7 protein-coding genes are annotated in these 7248 nt (G+C 64.8%); 5 read left to right on the forward strand and 2 right to left on the reverse strand.

Annotated features, from left to right (window positions below; all coding sequences use genetic code 11):
* Positions 1 to 243: 243 nt before the first annotated feature.
* Entirely contained in the window at positions 244 to 756 is a 513-nt protein-coding gene (locus AC16XC_RS12085; protein WP_484034909.1) for a DUF2165 family protein, read from the reverse strand.
* On the opposite strand from AC16XC_RS12085, the gene ligA reads away from it, so the two are divergent.
* Genes ligA through AC16XC_RS12110 form a run of 5 tightly spaced genes read left to right on the forward strand, consistent with a single transcriptional unit; the run spans position 755 to position 6521 of the window.
* A complete protein-coding gene (gene ligA, locus AC16XC_RS12090; protein WP_484034910.1) occupies positions 755 to 2854 on the forward strand; it encodes an NAD-dependent DNA ligase LigA in 2100 nt (699 codons plus the stop codon). The genes AC16XC_RS12085 and ligA overlap by 2 nt on opposite strands.
* 21 nt (positions 2855 to 2875) lie before the next feature.
* Positions 2876 to 4276 carry an MFS transporter gene (locus AC16XC_RS12095; RefSeq protein ID WP_484034911.1) on the forward strand — a complete coding sequence of 467 codons (1401 nt, stop codon included), beginning with the start codon at positions 2876 to 2878 and terminating at the stop codon, positions 4274 to 4276.
* Between the two features lie 25 nt (positions 4277 to 4301).
* Complete coding sequence (locus AC16XC_RS12100) at positions 4302 to 4715, forward strand: DUF6152 family protein (RefSeq protein ID WP_484034912.1); 414 nt, start codon at positions 4302 to 4304, stop codon at positions 4713 to 4715.
* Complete coding sequence (locus AC16XC_RS12105; RefSeq protein WP_484034913.1) at positions 4712 to 5503, forward strand: hypothetical protein; 792 nt, start codon at positions 4712 to 4714, stop codon at positions 5501 to 5503. Before AC16XC_RS12100 ends, AC16XC_RS12105 begins: the two co-directional genes overlap by 4 nt.
* A gap of 22 nt (positions 5504 to 5525) precedes the next feature.
* On the forward strand, positions 5526 to 6521 hold the full coding sequence (locus tag AC16XC_RS12110; RefSeq protein WP_484034914.1) for an SMP-30/gluconolactonase/LRE family protein: 996 nt from the start codon (positions 5526 to 5528) through the stop codon (positions 6519 to 6521).
* Positions 6522 to 6932: 411 nt separating this feature from the next.
* On the opposite strand, the gene AC16XC_RS12115 is transcribed toward AC16XC_RS12110, so the two are convergent.
* A partial coding sequence (locus AC16XC_RS12115; protein WP_484034915.1) for a hypothetical protein occupies positions 6933 to 7248 on the reverse strand: 316 nt, incomplete at its 5' end.

Genomic DNA, 7248 nt, shown 5'->3' on the forward strand with positions numbered 1-7248 from the left:
GAAATGACCGAGCAGAGCACGCTGGCGATCACCGTTACCGGCGTGGATCACGTGTTGTCGATGACGCGCAGCGCCGCGGCGCAGCGGCTGCTGATCGGCAAGCCCAACGGGGCCGACGGGGGCTGACAGCAGGTCATGCTGCCTTGCGCGATATAGGCGGGCAGTACCCAAAGGCCCCCCTCCTCGGGCGGTAATTGCCGACCGGATCGTGGATCCATTCTGCCCGGCTTCAGCGCCCGAGCTTCAATCCTTCCGGCTCAGATAGATCAGCACCAGCATGTTCATCGCACCGTATACCCAGCTGCCATGGTCCGGCCCGCCGCCGAGCGGCATTTGCCAGAGCTGGTAGCCGGCAACGGCAATGACCTGGAACAGCCCCCACCAATTTGCCACCGCGCAACCGATACCGATCTTGGAGAAGGTTTTGGCAGCTTCGAACGCTGCCCCATCGGCATGGCGTGCCTGCCACAGTCTCACCGAACCCCAGACGAGAAACACCCCCGCGGCAATTTCCAGGGTAAAGACCAGCACCATTGCGGCGACGATCAGTGGCGATGGCGGCACCGGCAGAAGGGTGACGGGATATGCCGTCTGGTCGACATGGCTGGTGGCATAGACAAAGAAGTCATAGGCGGCGGCGAGATTGGCAAGATTGTGCGCGACATAGAGCAGTGCCATCGCACCAAGGATAAGCGAAAAAAGCGCCTTCAGCTTGCGGTCGAGCATGGTATCCCCCTGTCGTTCCGTATGGATCATGTTAACCCATTCGCCAGGCGAGGCAAAATTGGCTGACGATATCCCGATCACCGAAGTCGAGGCTGCCAAGGAGCTCGAACGGCTGGCGAAGGAAATTGCCCGCCATAATGCGCTCTATCATGCCGAGGATAGCCCGGAGATCTCCGACGCGGCGTTCGATGCGCTGGTGCGGCGCAATGCCGAGCTGGAGGCGCGTTTCCCGCAGCTCGTCCGCGAGGATTCGCCTTCGCGGCAGATCGGCGCGGCGGTCGCGGCCTCGCCGCTGGCCAAGGTCCGCCACGAGGTGCGGATGTTCAGCCTCGACAATGCCTTTTCGGACGAGGACCTCGCCGAGTTCGTTGCGCGGGTGAAGCGCTTCCTTGCACTCCCGGAAAATGCCGCGCTGGCTTTCACCGCCGAGGACAAGATCGATGGCCTCTCGTGCTCGCTGCGCTACGAACGCGGAAGGCTGGTCCGCGCTGCCACCCGCGGCGATGGCGAGATCGGCGAGGATGTTACCGCCAATGTCCGGACGATCGCGGATATTCCCGAAATGCTGCGCGGAAGCGCGCCGGATGTGTTCGAGATCCGCGGCGAAGTTTACATGTCGAAACAGGACTTTACCGCACTCAATGCGGCGCAGGCGGAGGTTGGCGGGAAGATCTTCGCCAATCCTCGGAATGCCGCGGCCGGTTCGCTGCGGCAGAAGGACGCCGGCGTCACCGCGCAGCGCCCGCTGCGGTTCCTCGCCTGGGGCTGGGGCGCGGCGAGCGAGCTTCCGGGCGACACGCAGCAAGAAGCGATGCGGCAGGTCGCGCAGTGGGGCCTGCCGGTCTCGCCGCTCTTGGAACGCTGCGAAACCATGGACGAGATGCTGCAGCACTACCGCACCATCGAACAGCGGCGGGCCGAGCTCGAACACGACATCGACGGCGTGGTCTTCAAGGTCGACCGGCTCGACCTCCAGGCGCGGCTCGGCTTCGTTGGCCGTGCCCCGCGTTGGGGGATTGCCCGCAAATTCCCGGCGGAACGCGCCCAGACTACGCTGGAAGCGATCGACGTCCAGGTCGGCCGCACCGGCAAGCTCACCCCGGTAGGACGGCTGACCCCGGTGACCGTCGGCGGCGTGGTGGTCTCGAATGTCACGCTGCACAATCGCGACGAGATCGCGCGGCTGGGCCTGCGCCCCGGCGACCGGGTGGTGATCCAGCGCGCGGGCGACGTGATCCCGCAGGTTGTCGAAAACCTCACCCGCGATGAGCAGCGCCCGGAGTGGCGGTTTCCCGACCATTGCCCCGAATGCGGCAGCGAGGCGGTCGCCGAGGAAGGCGAGGTCGATGTCCGCTGCACCGGCGGCCTCGTCTGCAAGGCGCAGCAATTCGAGCGCCTGCGCCATTTCGCCAGCCGCGCGGCGCTCGACATCGAAGGGCTGGGCGAGAAGTCGATCGCCGAGTTCATGGAACTGGGCTGGCTCGACAAGGGTCCGGGCGACATTTTCCGCCTGCACCGCCACCGCGACGAGCTGGTCGGGCGCGAGGGCTGGCAGGACAAGTCTGTGGATAATTTGTTGGCATCGATCGAGGCCAAGCGCCAGCCGGACGCCGCGCGGCTGCTGTTCGGGCTCGGTATCCGCCATGTCGGGGCGGTGACCGCGCGCGACCTGCTGAAGCGGTTTGCCAGGCTGCCTGCGCTGCGCGCGATTGCCGAACAGGCGCATGCCGGTGACGAAGAGGCGGCGGCAGAGCTAAGCTCGATCGACGGCATTGGCCCGGCGGTGGTCGAGGCGCTGGGCGATTTCTTCCACGAGGAGCACAACCGCGAGGTGTGGGACGATCTCCTGTCCGAAGTCTCGCCGCCCGATTATGTGGTGGAGACCAGGGACAGCGCGGTCGCGGGCAAGACGGTCGTCTTCACCGGCAAGCTCGAAACGATGAGCCGCGACGAGGCCAAGGCCCAGGCCGAACGCCTCGGCGCGCGCGCTTCGGGTTCGGTCAGCGCGCAGACCGACCTGGTCGTCGCCGGGCCGGGCGCGGGTTCGAAGCTCAAGAAGGCGGCCGAACTGGGGATCGAAGTGATCGACGAGGCGGGTTGGGCGGAGATCGTCAAGGCCGCCGGTTAGCATGATCGAGGGGGACGGGGAATGAGTGAAGCCGCGGCTGTGACCGGGGGCAATGCCCCGGAGAATGAAGGCGCCTTTGAGGCCGCCACCTTTCGCAAGATTGCGTGGAAGCTCGTCCCGTTGCTCTTCCTCGGCTATTTCATGGCCTATCTCGACCGGGTGAATGTTGGCTTCGCCAAGCTCCAGATGGCGGGCGACCTCGGCCTGAGCGACGAGGTCTACGGTTTCGGCGCCGGGATATTCTTCCTTGGCTATTTCATTTTCGAGGTCCCTTCGAACCTCGTCCTGCGACGGATCGGCGCGAGGATCTGGATCGCCCGGATCATGATCACCTGGGGCCTGCTCTCCTCGGCCTTCATTTTCACGGATTCGATTCCATGGGGCCCGGTTTCGGCCGCCTTTGGCCTGACCGACGCCGAATTCACCTTCTACTTGCTGCGCTTCCTGCTCGGCGCGGCCGAGGCGGGCTTCTATCCCGGGGTGATCCTCTACCTTACCTTCTGGTTCCCCACGCAGCGGCGGGCGCATGTAATCGCGCTGTTCATGACCGCGATCGCCTTTTCCAACGTGATCGGATCGCCGCTTTCGGGCGGGATCATGCAGTTCATGGACGGCATGGCCGATTGGCGCGGCTGGCAATGGCTGTTCGTGGTCGAAGGCCTGCCCTCGGTGCTGGTGGGCCTTTTAGTGCTCGCCGTACTGCCCGACAATCCGCACAAGGCCAAATGGCTGAGCGGCGAGGAGCGGCAGCTTGTGATCGAGCGGCTGGAGGAAGAGGAGCGCGGCAAGCAAGGCGACGGGCACCTCCATCTGGTTTCATCGATCTTCCTCGATCTCAGGGTCTGGTGCTTCGCGATCGCCTTCTTCTGCGGCAATGCCGGTTTTTACGCGCTCAATTTCTGGATGCCGACGATTATCCAGGAACTCGGCATCGATCCAGGCGACTATTTCAAGGTCGGTCTGCTGGCGATGATCCCCTGGGGCGCAGCGGCCATCTTCATGGTCCTGTGGTCGCGCCATTCGGACCGCACGGGCGAGCGCCGCTGGCACGCGACGCTATCTGCAACCATGCTCATGACCGGCATGCTTCTCCTCGCCTTGTTCGGCAGTAGTACCATTGCCTCTCTGTTCGGCCTGGCGATGGTCGCCGGCGGGGGAATATCCTGGCTCACGATCTACTGGTCGTTCCCGACATCCTTCCTGTCAGGCGCGGCCGCCGCGGGCGGAATTGCGATGATCAATTCGATTGCCAATTTGGGCGGATATTTCGGGCCCGACCTGATCGGTTCGATCCGCGAGGCGAGCGGAGGCGACAGCACCGCGGCCTTCGTTGCCCTCGCGGCGATGGCGTTGGTCATGGTTATCCTCACGGTGGCAATGCCGAAAATCCCGCCGGGCTTCAGGAAAGCTCTGCCTGCATAAGGGCGATTGCGACAGGCGCAATCAGGTGCCACAATGGCCGAAATTGATTTTGTCCGGGAGAAGGACCCTGAATAGCAAGTACCTGTGGGCGGCGGTTGCCGCCTTTACCCTCACAGCAATTCCTGCCCAAGCGCATCACAGCATGGCGATGTTCGACCAGACCAGGGAAGTGACGATTACCGGCAAGGTTCGCCAGTTCCAGTGGACCAACCCGCACTCCTATATTCAGCTGGTGGTGGTCGAAGACGGCAAGCCGGTCGAATGGAGCCTCGAACTGGGCGCGCCGATGTATCTTTATTCCAAGGGCTGGCGCCCGCGTACATTGAAGCCGGGCGACGACCTGACGGTCAGGATCTACCCGTTGCGCAACGGCCAGCCGGGTGGGGCGGTGGTCGATGTCGCCACTCCCGACGGCAAGAGCCTGGCGAACCTCAAATGAGGTGGACGGGCCTCTCCTGCGCAACCGCGCTGCTGGCGCTGGCTGCGTCCCCGGTATTGGCCGAGGGCGGCGACCGCGAGGCGCGGATCGCAACCTTCGCCCAGCTCCCGGACTGGACCGGCCAGTGGCTGCTTGAGAACAACACCAGTTCGATCGGCGGGATCGCGGATTCGATCCTTGCCCAGCGCGCGGGCGAGGAAGTCGCGCCGGTCAGCCGCGAGCTGTTCGGCTTTGCCCCCGATGTCCCGTGGAACGAGGAAGGCCGCCGGCGCAATGCCGAGGCGCGGGCCAAGTCGCCCGGGCGCAAGGCCGAGGGCTGGGGCTTCCCGCTGATGATGAATTCGGCCGCGCCGCTGCAGATCGTGATCGCGCCCGAAGCGGTGGTGATGATGAACGCCTATCGCGACCTTCGCGTCATCCGCACCGACGGCAAGGGCCATCCGCCGCTGGAGGACCTCTGGCCGACAACCTGGGGGGATTCGGTCGGGCACTGGGAAGGCCAGGTGCTGGTGGTCGATACGATCATGGTGCGCAATCCCAACGACTATTTCCATGGCGCTCCGGCGCTGTCGGACGAGGCGCATTATGCCGAGCGCATCTGGATGGACGAAGACGGCCGGCTGGTCGACGAGATCACCATCACCGATCCCGTGACGCTGGCCGGACCGTGGAAAGCGACATTGAGGTATGAGCGCGACGAGAGCTACGACCGCCTGCTCTATGACAGCTACGATGGCGACCGCACGGGGTTCGACGGGGAATACAACACGATCGAGCCGACCGAATGATCCAGGCGAAGGGGAGAGAGCGATGAAATTCCGGACAATCCTGGCGGTTTCCGCCGCGCTGGCCTTCGCGGCACCGGCCTCGGCCGAGCTTCTCGCTGGGGAAAAGGAAGCCGACATTCCGGCGATCGAGGGCGTGATTTCGGGCGATGCCGAATGGGCGCGCGCTTGGCAGGGCCCGATGACCGCCGACGGGATGAGCATCACGCCCGCGGGTGAGTTGCTGTTTGCGCAGGAGCAATCGAACGCGATCTGGAAGCTGTGGGAGAACGGCGAGGTGTTCGTCGAATGGCCCTATGTCACCGGCGCGGGCGCGGTGTCGGTCGATGCCGCAGGCCGCGCGATCGCGGTCGAGCGCGGCTGCACCGATCCGGGGCTCGGCGGGATGACGGTCGACGTCACCTGCTCGCTGCCCTCGCGGGTGGTCCAGCTCGCCCCCGAATACCGCGTGATCGCCGACAGTTTCGCCGACGGTTCCTCGCTCGGGCGGCTCAACGATGTCGAGGCCGACGGCCGCGGCGGGGCGTGGTTCACGCAAGGCGCGCTCTACCATGTCGATGCCGCCGGCAATGTCACCACCACCGCCACGGTCGAGCGTTTCACCAATGGCGTGGTGCTGAGCCCCGATGGCAAGACGCTCTATGTCACCGACATGCAGGCGATTTACGCGATGGATGTCGCGGCTGACGGTTCGACCGGGGAGAAGCGGCTGTTCGCGCGGCTCAACGAGACGCAGGGCTTCGGCGGCGACGGTATGGCGGTCGACAGCGAAGGGCGGCTCTATGTCACCGGCGATGCCGGGGTCTACGTGTTCGCGCCCGACGGCACCGAACTCGGCGTGATCCCGGTCCCGCGGCGCTCGATCACGCTCGCCTTCGGCGGGCCCGACCGGCGGACCCTGTTCGTCGGGGCGATGGGTGCGGTCGATCCCGAGGGGCGGCTGTGGGAGACGCCCGCAGGCGTGCGCAATGTCGCGATGACGATCTACCAGGTCGGGACAATCGCGAAGGGTCCGCGCTGAGTTCAATCCCTGATCGTCACCCCGGAAGCCGGTTTTCCCGAAATCTTCGATTTCGCGGGAAAAGCGAGCTGTCCGGGGTCCAGCTTTCTTCCCAATTCCAAAAAGGAAGCTGGATCCCGGAACAAGTCCGGGATGACAAAGTGGGGAGGGGAGTTACGCCGGCTTTGCCAGCAGCGCGGTGAGCTTGTCCTTGTCTTGTAATTCGGGGACAGTATACTTAATTCAATGCGCTTCCCCGCAAATCGGCAGTGGACATTTTTGAATTAAGTATACTGTCCCCGAATTTCCTGTCCCCTGTCCCCGAATTCCCTGTCCCCGAATTCCCTGTCCCCGAATTCCTGTCCCCGAATTCCTCCCCGTCAGCCCTGCGGGCTGCCACCTCCCCTGCGAGGGGAGGATTGGACAAGGCGTTCAGGCCGGCTTTGCCAGCAGCGCGGTGAGCTTGTCCTTGTCTTCGGCAAGGGCGGCGTTGCGTTCGCGCAGTGCAACGACTTCGCTTTCCAGCTGCCGCGCGTGGAGCGCGCGCAGGTCGAGCCCGATATGGTGCACCGCCCAGTCGAGCAGTTCGACCTGGTCGGGGCGGTAATGGGTGCCGTCTTTCTTGCCGTCGAGCAGGACGAAGCCTGCGAGCGCGCCCTGTTCGACCATCGGGAAGGCCATCGCGCCGGGGAGCGCGCCGGGTGCGCCCGCGAGGTCGAGCGGCTTGCGCTCGGCGCGCATCAGCGCG

Source organism: Candidatus Andeanibacterium sp., assembly GCF_057143545.1.

Excerpts from the sequence above, each read along its gene's own strand:
- ligA (WP_484034910.1), top strand. The coding sequence starts at position 755 with ATGTTAACCCATTCGCCAGGCGAGGCAAAATTGGCTGACGATATCCCG.
- AC16XC_RS12085 (WP_484034909.1), bottom strand. The coding sequence starts at position 756 with ATGATCCATACGGAACGACAGGGGGATACCATGCTCGACCGCAAGCTG.
- AC16XC_RS12095 (WP_484034911.1), top strand. The coding sequence starts at position 2,876 with ATGAGTGAAGCCGCGGCTGTGACCGGGGGCAATGCCCCGGAGAATGAA.
- AC16XC_RS12105 (WP_484034913.1), top strand. The coding sequence starts at position 4,712 with ATGAGGTGGACGGGCCTCTCCTGCGCAACCGCGCTGCTGGCGCTGGCT.
- AC16XC_RS12110 (WP_484034914.1), top strand. The coding sequence starts at position 5,526 with ATGAAATTCCGGACAATCCTGGCGGTTTCCGCCGCGCTGGCCTTCGCG.